General features: G+C 62.2%; 6 protein-coding genes. 2 read left to right on the top strand and 4 right to left on the bottom strand.

Annotated elements, in window-relative coordinates; all coding sequences use genetic code 11:
* Positions 1-56 precede the first annotated feature (56 nt).
* Positions 57-3,521 carry a pyruvate carboxylase gene (gene pyc, locus AF337_RS19270; RefSeq protein WP_049733310.1) on the bottom strand — a complete coding sequence of 1,155 codons (3,465 nt, stop codon included), beginning with the start codon at positions 3,519-3,521 and terminating at the stop codon, positions 57-59.
* Positions 3,522-3,737: 216 nt separating this feature from the next.
* Positions 3,738-4,493, bottom strand: coding sequence for a LuxR family transcriptional regulator (locus tag AF337_RS19265; RefSeq protein ID WP_049733500.1), 756 nt, complete (start codon positions 4,491-4,493; stop codon positions 3,738-3,740).
* A gap of 320 nt (positions 4,494-4,813) precedes the next feature.
* Between AF337_RS19265 and AF337_RS19260 the strand changes: the two genes are divergently transcribed.
* Positions 4,814-6,577 carry a glucan ABC transporter ATP-binding protein/ permease gene (locus AF337_RS19260; protein ID WP_049733499.1) on the top strand — a complete coding sequence of 588 codons (1,764 nt, stop codon included), beginning with the start codon at positions 4,814-4,816 and terminating at the stop codon, positions 6,575-6,577.
* 471 nt (positions 6,578-7,048) lie between these two features.
* Positions 7,049-7,402, top strand: coding sequence for a VOC family protein (locus AF337_RS19255; RefSeq protein ID WP_049733309.1), 354 nt, complete (start codon positions 7,049-7,051; stop codon positions 7,400-7,402).
* 51 nt (positions 7,403-7,453) lie between these two features.
* On the opposite strand, the gene AF337_RS19250 is transcribed toward AF337_RS19255, so the two are convergent.
* The gene (locus AF337_RS19250) at positions 7,454-8,692 is read right to left on the bottom strand and encodes an OpgC family protein (RefSeq protein WP_049733308.1); all 1,239 of its coding nucleotides are present in this window, start codon (positions 8,690-8,692) and stop codon (positions 7,454-7,456) included.
* A gap of 101 nt (positions 8,693-8,793) precedes the next feature.
* Complete coding sequence (locus tag AF337_RS19245; protein WP_049733307.1) at positions 8,794-17,235, bottom strand: glycoside hydrolase family 94 protein; 8,442 nt, start codon at positions 17,233-17,235, stop codon at positions 8,794-8,796.
* Positions 17,236-17,736: the final 501 nt, after the last annotated feature.

Here is a 17,736-nt window from a genome sequence, read left to right as displayed (position 1 = left end):
ATCAATACACAATCGGGTGATTGGCTGCAGATCACTGGTAGTAGAACGCCCCTCGCTCAACCGCCATAGACGACGAGCAGGTCCTTGGCATCGATCTGATCGCCCGCCTTGACCAGTACTTCGGCGATGGTGCCGTCCTTCTCCGCATGCAGCGCCGTTTCCATCTTCATCGCTTCGATCGAGACGAGTACGTCGCCGGCGCTGACCGCCTGGCCTGCAGAGACGAAGACGCGTGAGATGACACCAGGCATCGGCGCACCGACATGGACGGCATTGCCGGGTTCGGCCTTGCGGCGCACAGCTGCCCCCGTCGCCCCATGGGCGCGGTCCGGCACCTTGATGCGGCGCGGCTGGCCGTTGAGCTCGAAGAAGATGGTGACCATGCCCTGGCTGTCGGTGGCGCTCATCGCCTGGTTGACGATGACGAGTGTCTTACCGCGTTCGATATCGGCAAACAGCTCTTCGCCATCCCCGAGGCCATAGAAATAGGCGGGCGTCGGCAGCACCGAGACCGGGCCGTAGGTATCGGAAGCGAGCGCGAAATCGGTGAAGACCTTCGGATACATCAGGTAGGAAGCGAATTCGAAGTCGCTGACCTCGCGCTCCAGCTTCGTCTCGATCACCTTACGCTCGGCATCGAGATCGGCTTCCTTCAGCAGCGAGCCGGGACGCACGGTATAGGGCTTGTCGCCCTTCAGCGCCTTCTTCTGCAGCGCCTCCGGCCACCCCGACGGCGGCTGGCCGAGATCGCCCTTCAACATCGAGACCACCGATTCCGGGAAGGAGACTTCGCGCTCGGGGCTGACGACGTCGGCAACCGTCAGGTCCTGGCTGACCATCATCAGCGCCATGTCGCCGACCACCTTGGAAGACGGCGTCACCTTGACGATATCGCCGAACATCTGGTTGGCGTCGGCATAGGCCTGCGCCACCCGATGCCAGCGGGTCTCCAGACCCAGCGAACGGGCCTGTTCCTTGAGGTTGGTGAACTGGCCGCCCGGCATTTCGTGGAGATAGACTTCCGATGCCGGCCCCTTCAGATCGCTTTCGAAGGCGGCATACTGGTTGCGCACCGCTTCCCAGTAGAAGGAGATGCGGCGGATCCATTCCGGATCGAGGCCCGGATCGCGTTCCGAGCCGCGCAGCGCCTCGACGATCGAGCCGAGACAGGGCTGCGAGGTATTGCCGGAGAGCGCATCCATCGCCGCATCGACGGCATCGACGCCGGCTTCGACGGCGGCAAGCACGGTTGCCGCTGCAATGCCCGACGTATCATGCGTGTGGAAATGGATCGGCAGGCTGGTCGCCTCGCGCAGCGCCTTGAACAGCACCTTCGCCGCCGCGGGCTTCAGCAGGCCCGCCATATCCTTGAGCGCGATGATGTGTGCACCGGCCTTTTCCAGCTCGACGGCAAGGTCGGTATAATATTTCAGGTCGTATTTCGGGCGGGCCGAATTGAGGATATCGCCTGTATAGCAGATCGCCGCCTCGCAGAGCTTGTTCTCCTCGGCGATGGCGTCCATCGACACCCGCATGTTCTCGACCCAGTTCAGGCAGTCGAAGACGCGGAAGAGATCGATGCCGCCGCGGGCCGCCTGGCGGACGAAGTATTTGACGACATTGTCGGGATAATTGGTGTAGCCGACGCCGTTGGCGCCGCGCAGCAGCATCTGCAGCAGCAGGTTCGGCGCGCCCTCGCGGATCAGCGCCAGCCGCTCCCATGGATCTTCGGTCAGGAAGCGCATCGAGACGTCGAAGGTCGCGCCGCCCCAGCATTCGAGCGACAGCAGGTTCGGCAGCGCATGCGCATAGGTGCCGGCGATGCGGGCGATGTCATAGGTGCGCATGCGGGTGGCGAGCAGCGACTGGTGGCCGTCGCGCATCGTCGTATCGGTCAGAAGCACGCGCTTTTCATTGCGCATCCACTCGCCGAACTTTTTCGGGCCGAGCGTGTCGAGAAGCTGCTTGGTGCCGTCTTTCACCCCGTTGCCATTGGAGTAGGGCACCACCGGCTGGGCGGCATTTTCCAGCGGCCGCGGCCGGTCCTTGGCTTCGGGATGGCCGTTGACGGTGACGTCGGCGAGATAGGTCAGCAGCTTCGTCGCCCGGTCCTGGCGCTTGACCTGCTGGAAGAGCTCCGGCGTCGTGTCGATGAAGCGTGTGGTGTAGCTGTTGTCGCGGAATTTCGGATGACCGATGATCGCTTCGAGAAAGGTCAGGTTGGTGGCCACGCCGCGAATACGGAACTCGCGCAGCGCCCGGTCCATGCGGCTGATGGCCTCGGACGGGTTCGGCGCCCAGGCCGTGACCTTGACGAGCAGCGGATCATAAAAGCGGGTGATGATGGCGCCGGAATAGGAGGTGCCGCCGTCAAGCCGGATGCCGAAGCCCGAGGCCGAGCGATAGGCGGTGATGCGGCCATAATCCGGAATGAAGTTGTGCTCGGGATCTTCGGTGGTGATACGGCACTGCAGCGCATGGCCGTTGAGGCGGATATCGGCCTGCGCGGGAACGCCGGATTCCGGCGTGCCGATCGCAGCGCCGTCGAGGATGTGGATCTGCGCCTTGACGATGTCGATGCCGGTGACGACTTCGGTCACCGTATGTTCGACCTGGATGCGCGGATTGACCTCGATGAAGTAGAATTTGCCGGTATCGGCATCCATCAGATATTCGACGGTGCCGGCGCCGATATAGTTGGTGGCCGCAGCAATCTTCAGCGAATAGGCGGCGAGTTCCTGGCGCTGCGCCTCGGAAAGATAGGGCGCCGGCGCCCGCTCGACGACCTTCTGGTTGCGGCGCTGGATGGAGCAGTCACGCTCGAACAGATGCACGACATTGCCGTGCGTATCGCCGAGAACCTGGCTTTCGACATGGCGGGCGCGCTCGACGAGCTTCTCCAGATAGACCTCGTCCTTGCCGAAGGCGGCCATCGCCTCGCGCTTGGCCTCGGTCACCTCGCGGGCGAGATCCTTCGGATCGCGGATGGCGCGCATGCCGCGCCCGCCGCCGCCCCAGGAAGCCTTCAGCATGACGGGATAACCGATTTCTTTCGCCATCTTCGCCACTTCGGCCATATCGTCCGGCAGCGGTTCGGTGGCCGGCACGACCGGCACACCGACGGAGATCGCCAGATTGCGCGCCGCCACCTTGTTGCCGAGCTGGCGCATCGTATCGGCCTTCGGACCGATGAAGATGATGCCGGCCTTGTCGCAGGCATCGACGAATTCGGGGCTTTCCGACAAGAGGCCATAACCAGGATGGATCGCGTCGGCGCCCGAAAGCTTGGCGACGCGGATCACCTCGTCGATCGACAGATAGCTCTCGATCGGCCCGAGATCACGCGCAAGATGCGGCCCGCGGCCGACCTGATAGCTTTCGTCCGCCTTGAAGCGATGCAGAGCCAGCTTGTCCTCTTCTGCCCAGATCGCCACGGTTTTTATTCCAAGCTCGTTGGCCGCGCGGAAGACGCGAATGGCAATTTCGGAGCGGTTGGCAACGAGAATCTTGGAAATGGGCAAAACGGTCTCCTCAGACGTTCAGACGCGGGCATGCTGCACCCGCGAAGGAAATTCTTAACTTCTTGTCACAGGAAGTTCAATTTCTCTTGCGACTGCGAAATGCAATTTCTCGCCATTCTTGAGACAGATGGTGTCAAGCCAGATCGGCCTAGATCCGAATCCCTATCGAAATCAGAGAGATAGCATGAACGCCGCTTACACTTTCGGTATCGTGTTTTAACTTATCAGGCGGTGACGGAAGGCAAGCGCCACCGCCTGCTGCCGGTTTTTCGCCTTCAACTTGTTCTGCAAGCCGTTCATATACCAGTCGACGGTGTGGTTTGAGATCTTCAGCATCTTGCTGATTTCCATCGAGGTCATGCCTTCCGCGAGATAATGCAGGATCTCCATTTCGCGTCGCGTCAGCGGCGTGTCGGCCGGCAGCACGGTTTCCAGCGCCTGCGCCTCGTCTTTCAGCTCGAGCAATCGCCAGAAGCTCTTGCGCGCCACCGCCTCGAACAGGGCGATCTCCACCGGCGACAGCTCGACAGGTTTGCCGGCGAGACTGAGGCTGCCGAGAATGCCGTTCCGTCCGTGAACGGGAAAGATGTAACCGTCTTCCAGTCCATGACCGAAGGCATCGACCATCATCTGCTCCATACGGCGCTGCTGCGCATCCTTGCCGAAGGCTGCCAAACTCTCCCGCCAGCGGAAAGGCCGCTGCGCGTGGACGAGATAGCGCACCATCGGATCGACCAGGACATATTTTTTCGCGGTATAGATTTGCGGCCATTGTTCGGGCCAGCGGCCGGCAAGCGCCGCGGCCCGGGGTTCCGGATTCTGCTGCACTGGATTTTGCGGCAAATGGCGCAGCAGGCCATAATATTCGAAGCCGCAATCTTTGATCACCTGTTCGAGCTCGGTGACCACGGCCCGAGGGTTTGGAGATTCTTCGAGAATTATAAGCAATTGAATTAACAAATTAATATTCACAAAATGCCCCTTGCCCGGACGTGATACCCGCATCGAGGCCGTCGGCGGCTTTCAAATTGGTCGCGAAACGGTCTTCTTCAAAAAATGCAGTCTCTAATTTAATGCTGCGCTAAACATTTATTAAAATGCAAGCGCAAATTGTTGCGGGTATAGCCGACCAGCAATTTCAACGCTATACCCAATCTCGTCGCATCCTGCGATAGTACGATCGGGTTAATCGTCGCCTGGATTGAACCCTGAATGCTCCGTTAATCGCCGGTTCAGGTAGCCTTTTGTAGCATCGCATCATCCCGTTTTCGCAGATGCATAAGAGGTTCGACGTGACGCTATTCAAGGTCTATGCAAGAGCTCTGCGCTATCTTGGCGCCTACAAGCTGCGCGTATCCCTGGTCGTGGTGGCCAACATCGTTCTGGCGACGATTACCATCGCGGAGCCGATCCTGTTCGGTCGCATTATCGATGCGATTTCCGGCAAGGGTGAGGTCAAGCCTATCCTTTTCATGTGGGCGACTTTCGCCGTTTTCAACACCATTGCCTTCGTCCTGGTCGCCCGCGAGGCCGACCGGCTGGCCCATGGCCGGCGGGCGACGCTGCTGACGGAAGCCTTCGGCCGGATCATTTCCATGCCGCTTGGCTGGCACCATCAGCGCGGCACCTCCAACGCGCTACATACATTGCTGCGCGCCTGCGAAACGCTGTTCGGCCTCTGGCTGGAATTCATGCGCAACCATTTGTCGACGGTCATCGCGCTTGCCCTTCTGATCCCGACCGCAATGGCGATGGACCTGCGCCTTTCCGCCGTGCTCATGGTGCTCGCCGTCGCCTACTGGCTGATCGGCCGCGTCGTCATGAGCCGCACCAAAGACGGCCAGGCTTCGGTCGAAAACCATTATCACACCGTCTTTTCGCATGTCAGCGACTCGATCAGCAACGTTTCGGTGCTGCACAGCTACAACCGCATCGAGGCTGAAACCAAGGCGCTGAAATCCTTTGCCGACCGCCTGCTCGAGGCCCAGTATCCGGTGCTCGACTGGTGGGCGATCGCCAGCGCGCTGAACCGCATGGCGTCGACCATTGCAATGATGGTGGTCCTGATCATCGGCACCGTGCTCGTCCAGGCTGGCCAGCTGCGCGTCGGCGACGTCATCGCCTTCATCGGCTTTGCCAACCTGCTGATCGGCCGCCTCGACCTGATGCGCCAGTTCGCTACGCAGATTTTCGAAGCCCGTTCCAAGCTCGAGGAATTCTATGCGCTCGAAGACTCGGTGCGTGAACGCGAAGAACCGGCCGGCAACGGCGAGATCAAGGACGTCAAGGGTGCGATCGAATTCCGCGATGTCTCCTTCGGCTTCGGCAACAGCTCGCAGGGCCTGCACAATGTCTCCTTCTCGGTGAAGGCAGGCCAGACGGTCGCGATCGTCGGCCCGACCGGTGCCGGCAAGACGACGCTCGTCAACCTGCTGCAGCGCGTCTACGACCCCCAGGGCGGCCAGATCCTCGTCGACGGCACCGATATCACCAAGGTGACCCGCAAATCGCTGCGTCGCCACATCGCCACCGTCTTCCAGGATGCGGGCCTGCTGAACCGTTCGATCAGCGACAATATCCGCCTGGGCCGTGAAGGTGCGAGTGAAGAGGACATGCGCCGTGCGGCCGAGGCCGCCGCCGCCGCCGACTTCATCGAGACCCGTGAGGATCGCTACGATACGCATGTCGGCGAACGCGGCAACAAGCTCTCCGGCGGCGAACGCCAGCGCATCGCCATTGCCCGCGCTATCCTCAAGGACGCGCCGATCCTGGTGCTCGACGAGGCGACCTCGGCACTCGACGTCGAGACAGAAAACCGCGTCAAGGCCGCGATCGACAATCTGCGTGAGAATCGCACCACCTTCATCATCGCCCACCGCCTGTCGACGGTCCGCGAAGCCGATATGGTGCTCTTCCTGGATGACGGCCGCGTCGTGGAACAAGGCAGCTTCGACGACCTCAGCCACAGCAACGGCCGCTTCGCCGCCCTGCTGCGCGCCAGCGGCATCCTGACGGACGAAGAAGTCCGCAAGGCCCACGCCACCGAAGCCGCCTGATCGCTTCGGGTTTCAAGACAAAGGCCGGAAGGGGAGCTCCCTTCCGGCCTTTTTTGTTTGGCCGGTTTAAGCGGCTGCGTCGAACTGCATTCATATGCCATGCTTTGAGACTTTGCTTTCCCCAATACAGCTGTGGACGATATGCATCGGCCCTCTGCCGTGTGGATACCCCCTCTGCCCTGCCGGGCATCTCCCCCACAATAAGGAGGGAGATTGGCTGGGCGGCGAGGCTTCCCCAAATAATGACCAGCTGATGTTCCGCACGACAGTAGAGAGCGATTGAGGGCCAACCACTGGCCGATCTCCCCACCTGTGGGGGCTTCGAAGGACGGGCGAGACCCGCGGCTCGCCCCGAGCCCGGCAGGGCAGAGGGGGGCTCACACGCCGCACCGTCTCGATTCCAATACCGATTGACCACCCTGCCGATCTTCCTAATTTTCGGTTTGTTACCGACTACCGGAGAGAGAAACCATGAAGGTCATGCGCATCGTCGCCAATATCGAGGCACCTGACATCACGCCGGCCCGGCGGTTTTATCAGGATATCCTCGGTCTCGACGTTATCATGGATCATGGCTGGATCACGACCTTCGGCACGGAGAGGCCGATGAACGTCCAGCTGAGCATCGCCAGGGAAGGCGGTTCCGGAACGCCGGTGCCCGATTTTTCGATCGAGGTCGATGATCTCGATACGGCTTTCGAGGCGATGTCGGCTGCCGGTTTTCCGATCGAGTACGGGCCGGCCGACGAGCCCTGGGGTGTCAGGCGCTTTTATGTGCGCGATCCCCTCGGCAAGCTGGTGAACATCCTCGTCCACAAAAATTGAGCCGGCGGCCATCGGCCACCGGCTCAGTCATCTCACAGGCGCATCCGAGGCTTATTTTCGATCGCTGCGGCGATAGGCGTTGGCCGTTCCGCCGATGCGGACGGGCACCGGGACGGTGGCGGGCTCGGTGACGAGTTTGCCGTTGACCTTGCCCTGCTGGCGCTTGCGTTCGAGATAATAGGCATAGGCGAATTGCGTCGAGATGCCGGCGATCACGAAGAGCGGGCCGACCAGCGGGTCCTTGTTGGTGATATAGAGCACCACCTGGCCGATCATGGCGAGGATCGTGCCGGCGACGAAGATGTTCAGCGAATGGCGGCCGAGAATGGTCAGCGGATGATCCGCCGGACGGCGCAGGATGCGCGAGAACGCCGGAATGCTGATGACGAGATAGGTCAGCGCAAGCACATGCAGCAGCCGCGGCAGCGACAGGAAGGTCTTGTCGAAACCGGTGATGACCGTCGGAAGGCCAAGCGCTGCCAGCGAATTGCCGAAGGCCCAGAGATGGCCGGTCACCCAGACGAAGGACAGCGCGACGTAGCCGGCCGCGGCCGCAAACAGCAGCGGATGCCGCGGGATCGCGCCGCCGCGCTTGATATGCAGCATCGAAACGATGCCGATCGTAAACAGGAACTGCCAGGAAAGCGGATTGAGGAACCAGTAGCTCTCGATCAGCATATTGTGCGGCGCCACCTCGTAGATGCCCGCCAGCAGCCAGACCGTGCCGGAGACGCCGAGCGCCAGCAACGGGCTGCGCGCATTCAAAAGCAGGATGATCGGCACCATCAGCATCAACGCGCCGTACATCGGCAGAATATTGTTGTAGCCGATCTGATGGCCGAGCAGCAGCAGCGCCGGAATACCCTCCTTCAGGTTCATCAGCACCGCCAGGATATTGATTTCGACAAGCAAGCCCGGCCGGTGAAACAGCCACGCGCCTGTGATGAACAGCGCCAGCGTCATGAAGGTGGTGATCATGTGAGCGAGATAAAGCGTGAAGGCGCGTTTTGCCGCCTTGATCGCCATCTTCAGCCGATTACCCGGCCGGAAGCCGGAACCGTAGGCGAGGCCGACGGCGATGCCCGAGATCAGCACGAAGGCCTCGGCGGCATCGGAGAAACCGAAATTCTTCGTCGTCACATATTCGAAGATCTGTCCGGGAACATGATTGATGAAGATCATGATCAGCGCCACGCCGCGCAGGACGTCGAGCCTGGTATCACGCATCGGCGCAGCTGCGGATAGGGGACTGCGCCCGGTGACGACGGCTTCGGTCGGCGTGCTAGCCATGGTTGTCTCCTTATTATCCGATTTGCAAACGCGACGACGGCCAAAAGGGTTCCCTTTTGGCCGTCGCGAATCGCCGTGTTTTTTCAGCGTGGAGAACGCTGTTATCCGAGCGGATATCCCTCTTCGGGATCGGTGACTTCGCAGCCGTTGATGGAGAGAGTGTAGCCGCTGTCATTGGACGCTTTTGAGACAGAAATGCGGTATTTGCCGCCGCCCTGTTCCACCTCTGCCGCAAAACCGTCCCATTCCGAAGGGAGCGACGGCCGCACGTAGAGCCGGTCGCCCTTCAGCCGGATGCCGAGGATCCCCTCGACGGCGGCGCGGTAGAGCCAGCCGGCTGAGCCGGTGTACCAGGTCCAGCCGCCCCGCGCCGTGTAGGGATCGTGGCCGTAGACGTCGGCCGCCACGACATAGGGTTCGACGCGGTATTGCTCCGCCGAAGCCTTGTCGAGCGCATGGGTGATCGGGTTGAGGATCTGGAAGCAGCGCAACGCGTCGTCGCCCCGCTTCAGCTCCGCCAGCGCCATCACCACCCAGGTCGCGGCATGGGTATATTGCCCGCCATTTTCGCGCACACCCGGCGGATAGGCCTTGATATAGCCGGGATCCCTGGCGGAATTGACGAAAGGCGGCGTGAACAGCCGGATGATGCGGGCATCCTCGTCGACCAGTTGGTCGAGCACGGCATTCATCGCCGTGACGGCGCGGGCCGGATCCCCCTCGCCCGACAGCACGCTCCATGACTGCGCAATCGAATCGATCCGGCATTCCGGGCTTTCCCTCGAGCCGAGCAGCGCACCGTCGTCGAACGTGCCGCGGCGATAGTAGCCGCCATCCCAGGCCGTGGTTTCGAGCGCCTTCTTCAGCTCGGTCAGATGCGCCGACCAGCGCTCTGTGCGGGCCGTGTCGCCGCGCTCTTCGGCATAGGGAATGAAGGAGCGCAAGGCGCCCGCCAGGAACCAGCCGAGCCAGACGCTGGTGCCGCGCCCGCCGATGCCGACGCGGTTCATGCCGTCGTTCCAGTCGCCGCCGAGGAACAGCGGCAGGCCGTTTGCCCCCTTGCGGGCGATAGCGAGATCGAGCGCCAGCGCCGCGTGCTCGTAGACGCTCGCCTTGTCCTCGGAAATCTCCGGCCTGTAGAAGGAGTCGTGCTGGCCTTCGAGCAGAGCCGGCCCTTCCAGGAAGGCGATCTCCTCGTCGAGCACGCTCTTATCGCCGGTGACGCTGCAATAATGATGAATCGCGTGGCTGAGCCAGACGACGTCGTCCGAGATCAATGTGCGCACGCCGGCACCCGTTCCGGGCAGCCACCAATGCTGCACGTCGCCTTCGCGGAATTGGCGCGAAGCGGCATTGAGGATCTGCCGGCGGGCAAGCGAGGGTTCGTGCAGCACGAAGGCCAGCGTGTCCTGCAGCTGATCGCGGAAGCCGAAGGCGCCGCTTGCCTGGTAGAAGGCGGTGCGGGCCATGATGCGGCAGCCGAGGCTCTGATAGGGCAGCCATGTGTTGACGAGATTGTTCATCCCGCGATCCGGCGTCGATATCTGCAGCCTGCCGGTAAAATCCCGCCAGAAGGCCCGGTTCGCCTCGACGGCATCGTCGAACGAAGCCTTGCGGATATCGGCGATGACGCTGCGCGCTTCTTCCTCCGTCGGCGTATCGCCGAGGAAGAAGGTGAAGTCGCGCTCTTCGCCGGCGCCAAGCTCGACGTCGATCGCAAGCGCTGCGGCCGGATCACCGTCGAGGTCGGCGGTGCCGGAAAGCGAGGCAGCGGAGATGACGGCCTGCGGCGCCTGGATCGTTCCCGCCTTGCCGACGAATTCGCGCCGGCTTGCCGAGAAGCTCGAAAGCACCTCGCTCGCCGCGAAGAAGGCGGTGCGGTTGGAATAATCGATGCTGTAAGGATTGGTGGCAAACAAAGCCCCCGTCTCCTCGTCGTGTTTCGACAGGATGAAGGGCGCGGTGCGTGCCGCATTGCTGCCGAGGATCCACTCGACATAACCGTAGAGACGCAGCCTGCGGCTGGTCGAACCGGTGTTGCGCAGGCGCAGGCGCTGCAGTTTCACCGGCCGTTCGCGGTCGATCGTTTGCGTCAGTTCCAGCGCGATATCGTGCTGAACGCTGGAAAAGACCGAATAGCCGAGCCCGTGGCGGGCTTCGAAACGGATATCCGGCCGGCGCGAAAGCGCTGCAAACGGCGTCATGACGGCACCGCTGTCGAGATCGGCGAGATAGAAGGCCTCACCCGAACGGTTGATCACCGCATCGTTCGACCAGGAGGTCAGCTGATAGTCGCGCGAATTGGCGCTCCAGGTAAAGCCCGCACCCTCGGCCGACACGTGGAAGCCGAACCTGTCATTGGAGATGACATTGATCCAGGGCTGCGGCGTCGCGTGACCTCCAGGCAGGCGGACGACATATTCGCGTCCGTCGCGGGCAAAGCCGCCGATGCCGTTCCAGAAGTCGAGATCACCTTCTTCCTCGATGACGACGGCGGGCACGACCGGCGGCAGCACCGGCGCGACACGCTTGACCGGGACCTTGTTGCGCTCGGCCCGTTCCATCTCCTGCAGCTCCTCCTTGGAGGGTGCAAACCGCGCCACGGCGCGGTTGATCTGGTCGACCACCTTGCCGTTCTTCGTATGCAGCGTAACGCGGGAAGCCGCGATCAGCGCATGATAGGTGCTCTCCTCCATCAGGTCCTTGCGAACCGCGAAGATATGCTGGCGCAACCCGTCGGCCTGGCCCATGCGGCGGACGTTTTCGCACATGGCGTCGAGCGCGTGCTGCATGTCCTGCGCATAGGATGAGGCGCGTTCGTTCATGATGACGAGATCGGCGGTGACGCCGCGCGAGCGCAGATATTCCTGCGCCAGCAGCGCCTCGCGGGCGATGTCGAGATCCATGTCGTCGTTGATGCGCAGCGTGAAGATCGGGAAGTCGCCGGAGATCGCCAGCGGCCACAGCGCCGATTGCGACTGTAGGCCGGCCTCGACGGTCGCCTCGTCCTTGCGCAGCTGCATGTCGGGATAGACGAGGTAGCGGCCGAGATGCTGGAAGGCCGCCGCCTGCTGCGAGGTGACGCCGACATGGCGCATCTGCACCTGCGTGCGCGTCCAGGCCTGGACCAGCTCGTGGGTGAAGGCGTCGGGATGACGGTAGCGGTTGACCGCCTTGTCGACTTCGTCGCGGCTCGGTGCTGCGATCGTCCAGAAGATCACGCTGACTTTCTTGCCGGCCGGCACGCGGACGGTGCGGCGCAGCGACATCACCGCATCGAGCATGAAGCCGTCGCTGCCGGAAAGCGTCGCCCCCGGATCGAAGGCCGCCGCATCGGCAAGGCTGCGGCCACGGCCGATGAACTTGCGCCGGTCGGTCTCGAATTCCGTATGACGGGTATCGCCGGCATTGTCGACGATCAGATGGGCGATGCTGATGTTCGGCTCGTTCGGATCGCGCTTGTTACGTTCGGCGCGGATGACGTCGCCGCGCTTGCCGATCTCGGTCTTGACGAACATCCGAGCGAATGCCGGATGCGCATTGTCGGTATCGTCGGAGGTGATCACCGGTTCGAGATAGGAGGTGACTTCGATGAAACGGTCTTCCGTGCCCATGTTGAGCAGGGTGACGCGGCGGGCCTCGGCATCATGCTCGGTCGCGATGATGCACTCCACTTCGCTGGTGAGGTCGCCGACCGTCTTGGTGAACTGCGCCTTCTCGTCGGCGAATTCGACCTTGATCGTTTCGCCCTCGACACCCTTCGGCTCGGAAGTCGTCGACCACCATTCATTCGTGGCGGTATCGCGCAGGAAGATGAAGCTGCCCCAGCGGTCTTCGGTCGGATCGGCTTTCCAGCGGGAAACGGAAAGGCCGTTCCAGCGGGAATAACCGGCGCCTGTCGCCGTCAGCATCAGCGAATAATGGCCGTTCGACAGGAGCACGAGTTCGCGGTCGCGCGACGCCGGATCGCTGATCTTCCTGATCTCAGGCCGCAGCAGATCGTCCTGGATGCTGGCCGGCGTATCGGATTCATGCTTGCCGCTCATGACCGGAATGTCGCGCGGCGCCTTTTCCTGCAACAGAAGCTCCGCTGCCTCGATGACCGGATCGGAGTGGAAGAGCTCGCGCAGATGGCCGTTGAAGGCGACATTGGCGACGGCTGCGATCGACATGCCGTGATGGTGGGCATAATAATTGTAGACCACGGCGCATTTCTTGCCTTCCGGCACGCGCGTCGGCGTGAAGTCAACGGCATCGTGGAAGCCGAACTTGCCGAGTGCACCGACCTTGCGCAGCCGCTGCAGATTTTCGAGCGCCCCCGGCGGGTCGTACTGGCTGGCGAGCAGCGAGGCATAAGGCGCAATGACCGCATTGTGGCCGAGGCCGCGCTTCAGACCGAGCGTCGGCACGCCGAAATTCGTGTACTGATAGTTGAGGTTATGGTCGCGGGCATTGAAGGCCGCTTCCGAAATGCCCCACGGAATGCCGAGCTTGCGGGCGTAATTCATCTGTTCGACGACAACAAGATTGTTGGTCTGGTTGAGAATGCCCCCGCCGCGCTCCTGCATGACGAGCGGCGGCATCAGATATTCGAACATCGAGCCGGACCAGGAGACCAGCGCGCCACGCGAACCCACGGGCACGACCTGGCGGCCGAGGCGGTACCAGTGCTCCGTCGGCAGATCGCCCTTGGCAATGCCGAACAGGCTGGTCAGGCGGCATTCCGAGGCAAGAAGGTCGTAGCAGGCCTGGTCGAGTTCACCGCTTTCGACGCGGTAGCCGATCGACAGCAGGCGCCGCTCCGGCCGGAACAGGAAGCCGAAATCCATCGAGAAGGCCAGATCGCGGGCCTTGTCGCGCAGCGCCACCAGGCGCGGCCTCAGCGCATCGACCTTGGACAGGTCGAAGGTGCTGTCCGATATATGCGCCTCGCAGACCTTCACCAGGGATGCCGCCCATTGGGTGACCTCTTCGCTCTGCTTCGACTTGACCTCATGGTCGAGATTGGCGGCGAGCTTTTCGATGTCGCGGGCGAGAACGGCAAGGTTGATGATGCGGATCGAGGCGAATTCATGCTCGCGCTTGACGGCGGCAAGCGCGTTCTGGAAGCCGACGATGCGCTCTTCCAGGCGCCGGCGCAGCGGCCGCACGGTCTTGCGGTCATCGGGCAGATCCGCCAGCACTTCGCCGAGAATGCCGGCCGTGTCGCCGACACCGTCGAGATTGCCCTGCATATGGGCGGACGGCGCCTCGGCCCAGTTGCGGCAGGCCGACGAAATGGCGATCAGATGGCCGGCGAGATTGCCGCTGTCGACGGCCGAGACATAGCGCGGCCCCAGCGTCTGCAGCGTATCGGTGTGATACCAGTTGAACAGATGGCCGCGGAATTTCTCCATGCGGTCGATCGTCGAAATCGTCTGCTCCAGCCGCTCGAGCGTCTCCTCGAAGGAGAACCAGCCGAATTGCCGGCCGGAGACGACGGAGAGCAGATAGACGCCGATATTGGTCGGCGAGGTGCGCGCCGCGACGATCACATGCGGCGTTTCCTGGATATTATCAGGCGGCAGATAGTTCTGTTCGGCGGTGGTGAAGGTCTCGAAATAACGCCAGGTGCGCCGGGCGATCTTGCGCAGCTCGCTCGACACTGAATCGGCGACCTCGAGCCGGTCCTCGGTCTCGGCCGACTGGCTGACATACCAGGCGACGACAGGCGACAGGATCCACAACAGCGCGAAGGGAATGCCGACGACGAAGGCGCTGCCGCCGGGCAGGGCTGCAAAACCGAGTGCCAGCAGCGCCAGAACCGGCGCATGCCACATCCCTTTGTAATAGGAGATCAGCGTCCCCTGGCCGCCGGCCTGAACGCTGGCGGCAGTCCGCCACTGCAGCATCAGCTTGCGGCTGACGAACAGGCGGTAGAGCGAACGGCCGATCGCATCGGCCATCATGGCCGCGGAATCGGCGATGAAGACGATCCGCAGTGCGACCTGCGCATTGGCGGCGGTAATATCGGACCAGACCGTATAGAGATGGGCGCGGGCGATGATATCGCTGGTGCGCGGAATGATGCCGTTGATCAGCGACAGCGTCGGCGCGACGAACAGGCAGAAGATCAGCAGAATCTGCCAGATCAGCGCGCCGAGCGGACCCATGAAATACCAGCCGAGTACGGAGGCGAAGAACCAGGCGATCGGCGTCAGCGAGCGGCGCAGATTGTCGAACATCTTCCAGCGGCCGAGTGCCGTGACGCCGTATTTCGGATTGAACATATAGGGCAGCAGCTGCCAGTCGCCGCGCGCCCAGCGATGCTGGCGCGAGGTCTCAACCTCGTAGCGGATCGGAAAATCCTCCACCAGTTCGAGATCGGTGACGAGGGCGCAGCGCGCCATCGAGCCTTCGAGAAGATCATGGCTGAGCACCGAGTTCTCGTCGATCCGGCCCTTCAGCGACGCTTCGAAGGCATCGACATGATAGAGGCCCTTGCCGGTGAAGGTGCCTTCGCCGGCGAGATCCTGATAGACGTCGGAAACGGTGAAGACGTAAGGATCGAGGCCGCGGTTGATCGAAAAGACGCGCTGGAAGACCGAGGCGTCCTTGCCCGTCGTCAGCGACGGGGTGACACGCGGCTGCAGCACGCCGTAGCCGCTTTCGACACGGCCGGTTTTCGGATTGATGACCGGCCGGTTGATCGGATGATAGAGCTTGCCGACGAGCTTGGTGACGGCATCGCGCATCAGGCGCGTATCGGCATCGAGCGTCATGACATATTGCACGTTGGCCGGCACGGTATTGGCGCCCGGCAGATAGGTCGTGTCGCGGTCGCCGCGCAAGAGCATGTTCAGCTCGTGCAGCTTGCCGCGCTTGCGTTCCCAGCCCATCCACACGCCTTCGGAGGGATTGTAGAGGCGGCGGCGATGCAGCAGATAGAAACGCGTCTTGCCGTCATAGGCATAGCGGGCGGAAAGATTGGCGATCTCGCGCCTGGCATAGTCGAGAACCTCGAGATCGGCGGGCGTTTCCTCGGCCTCGCTGTCCGGCCAATCGCTGAGCAGCGCGAAATAGAGTTCGCCGCGCGGATTGGCGAGGTAATGAACCTCGAGATTGCGCACGTGGTCGTCGACACTGTCGCGGTTCGAGATGAGGCAGGGCACCACGAGCAGGGTGCGCGCATCCTCCGGAATGCCTTCCTTGAACTCGTAGCCGACGAGGCGCGCCGGCGTCACGAAGAAGGATAGCACCGTGTTGAAGAGCCCTGTCGCCCCCTCCGACGCCGGCAGTGAGAACATGATCAGCAGCAGGGCGATTTCGATCGCCCCCATGCCGGCATTGGCCATGAACCGGCCGACGATCGCCATGGCGATGACCGTCAGCAGCATGACGGGCACGGCAATGGCCAGCCAGTTGAACTGGCGTACCGCCCGCACGAAATGCTGGGTGACCGTCGGGCGATAATTCGCCCGCGCCTCGAGCTTCGGCCGCTGCGCGCCGGACAGGAAGCCGCCGACATTCGGTTCATGCGTCTGCGGTTCGTCGGAGGCCTTGGCGGCATCCGTCATGTCGAGCGCCAGCTGGGCGATTTCCATTTCCGTCAGCGGCGAGCGTTTGGCCAGCTTTTCGATCTGTTTGCGATATTTGTTGCGCGAGCCGGAATCGAGGATGCCGTAGTCCGAATGATCCCAAAGCAGCTTGTCGACATGGCTGACCTGCTCGACCCAGACCGACCATTCGGCATCGTCGATCTCGCGAAGGCTGCGGATGATGTTGCCCATCGTCACGAGCCAGGTGATCGCCAGGCTCGACGTCTGCGAGCCGTCACGCATGCGATAGAGGAACTGCGTCGAGAAAGTATTGTCCTCGGCCAGCGGTTCCAGCGTCTTCAGATAGCTGGCGGCCGCGGCCGGATCGGTCAGGCGCACCAGTTCGTCGGCCGCCTCGTTGGCGCGGCGGCGCAGCCGGCGGCTGGCTTCGACACGGCTGGAAATGCGGCGAAGGTTTTCGACGAGCACGTAACGCACAAGCGAAGGCAAGGCCCAGAGCTCGCCGATCCTCAGCGTCTCGCTGGCCTGAAAGCCGTCGACCAGCGCCGTCAGGCTTTCCTGCGAGATCGTGCTGTGGGTGTGGGCGACATAGAGCCAGGCCAGCACGAGGGTGCGCGGCACCTCGACACCGCCGACAGTCATGGTCGGCAATTCGCGATAGAAGCGGCGGGGGAAGTCGCGCCGCACCTCCTGGATCGCCTCTTCGACGATATAGTGATTGTCCAGCAGCCATTCCGCCGCCGGCGTAATCGTCTCGCCGGCTTCGACGTCGGTCGCCGTGGTCCGGTAGACGCGCAGAATTTCCTTCTCGTTTTCCTTGTGGCGCGCGAAGAAATCGAAGGCGGCAAAAGCCGGCAGCCGGTCGACGCCGCCACGGGCGACCGCATCGCCCATCGCCTTGATGTCCTCGATGGCAAGATAGGTCGAGCGGATCGAATCGTTGTGATCGATCTGCTTGGTCTCGGGTTCGCGCGGAAGGCTCGGAGAAAGATTAGAAATAGACATGGGTTCGGTTCTGGATCCAAACGAAGTTATGGCTGTTTTGCCCAGCCTTTTGCACTGCTTATCATGACTGCTACATGAACGGAGCCCGATTCTTCGAAGATCGATGAAGCCGGGATAAATGACGCTTGGGCCGAGCGATGCGAACGGGCTAGACCCCGATCCAGGGCGCGGCCCGACGGGTGATCAAGACCCTCGATACCCTCTCGGCGAAAGCCATGTCGAAAATTGGACATCATCGGGATAATTCAAGTCAAGAGGCATGCGCGCCGCGGCTGGCGGGCTGGGGACCGCGCGAACGACACAATGCCGGATCCTGGTTCCGGCAATGCAAGAACTCTTCGATTTCAGGAAAAAACATGCGATCCCGGACGGGTGGCACCACCGATTCAAAACGGCGACATGCAGACACGGGATCGAAATGCGTCGCACGAGAAGTTCGATGCGGCCGCCCATGATGACATGAAAAAGTACAGAAGAACGAAGAGGAAGATCGGATTCCGA

The sequence above is a fragment of the Rhizobium ecuadorense genome (assembly GCF_001187535.1).
GTDB lineage: Bacteria > Pseudomonadota > Alphaproteobacteria > Rhizobiales > Rhizobiaceae > Rhizobium > Rhizobium ecuadorense.
The sequence above is the reverse complement of the archived record's forward strand: the minus strand, read 5'-3'. Positions and strand labels throughout refer to the sequence as shown.